At 58.5% G+C, this 1,229-nt stretch carries 1 protein-coding gene; it reads right to left on the reverse strand.

Annotation, left to right across the window (positions count from 1 at the left end; translation table 11 throughout):
• Positions 1-37 precede the first annotated feature (37 nt).
• Positions 38-1,164 (reverse strand): IS3 family transposase gene (locus tag GGQ88_RS21035; RefSeq protein ID WP_221214820.1). Its coding sequence is split into 2 segments (ribosomal slippage): positions 38-933 and positions 933-1,164, totalling 1,128 coding nucleotides; the frame shifts between segments, so codons are not numbered across the junction.
• Positions 1,165-1,229 lie beyond the last annotated feature (65 nt).

Consider the following 1,229-nt stretch of genomic DNA (forward strand, 5'->3'; position numbering starts at 1 on the left):
TGGACTTGTAACGGTTTTGTGCCGGTCACCTATCTCATTAAGCCACCTTGGCTTCGAACGCGAGCGGGCTGATGCCGCCCAGATATGAATGTCGGCGGCGGGTGTTGTAGAAGCCGTTGATGTACTGAAAGATGGCGGCTTCTGCCTGACGCCGCGTTGGCCAGTTCTGCCGCCAGATGAGTTCCGCCTTCAACGATTTGAAGAACGTCTCGACGGAGGCATTGTCGTAACAATTACCCTTTCCACTCATCGATGGACGCAGGCCATGGGCCTGCAGCTTCTTCTGATAGTCATAAGAGCAATATTGGCTGCCGCGATCCGAATGGAAAAGGCAGCCCTCCGGTGGCTGGCGCAGGCGCACCGCCATATCGAGTGCCCGGATCGCCAGATCTTTCTTCATCCTGTCGCTGACGGCCCACCCCACAACACGGCGGCTATGCAGATCAAGGATGACTGCAAGATAGAGCCAGCCTTCTGATGTCCAGATATACGTGATGTCGCCCGCCCATTTACGGTTGGGCGCATCAGCGGCGAAATCGCCGTCCAGCCAGTTCGCTGCGACACCCAGGCGATGATGGCTGTCCGTTGTCACCTTGTGCCTGCGGGTGCGGACAGGCTTGATCCCGTTGATCTTCATCAGCCGCCCGACCCGGCGCTCGCCAACATCGAGCCCCACCTCCTTCAACTCCATCGTCATGCGAGGACGGCCGTAGCTGCCAAGGCTCAGCCTGTACTGTTCCCGGATATGGGCCAGCACCTTCATATCCGTCCGTGCACGTTGACTGATCGGTCGTGACCGCCACGAACGATAGCCACGCTCACTGACATTCATGACGCGGCAGAGCAGTTCAACCGGCCAACGGTGCCGCCAACTGTGCACAAAAGCGAACTTCACGGCCTTTGGCTCGCGAAGAACTGCGTGGCCTTTTTTAGCACTTCCCTCTCCTCCCTAAGCACACGGTTCTCAAGGCGTAGGCGTTCATTCTCGCGTGCCAGATCCGCCTGCGGCGCTATCACCAGATCGGATGGCCGATACTGCGCCAGCCACTTGCCCAGCGTCGACTTCCCTATCCCCAAATCCGATGCGATCCGGTCGCGCGGCAACCCGCTGGTCAGCGCAATGCGCACTGCCTCCTGCTTGAACTCTTCAGTATGCTTGATCATCTCGTCGATCTCCTGCTGCGAGCTTAAAACGCTCAGGTGACCGGCGCAAAACCGTTACAAGTCCA

Origin of the sequence: Novosphingobium hassiacum (assembly GCF_014196055.1) — a bacterium.
GTDB classification, from domain to species: Bacteria; Pseudomonadota; Alphaproteobacteria; order Sphingomonadales; family Sphingomonadaceae; genus Novosphingobium; species Novosphingobium hassiacum.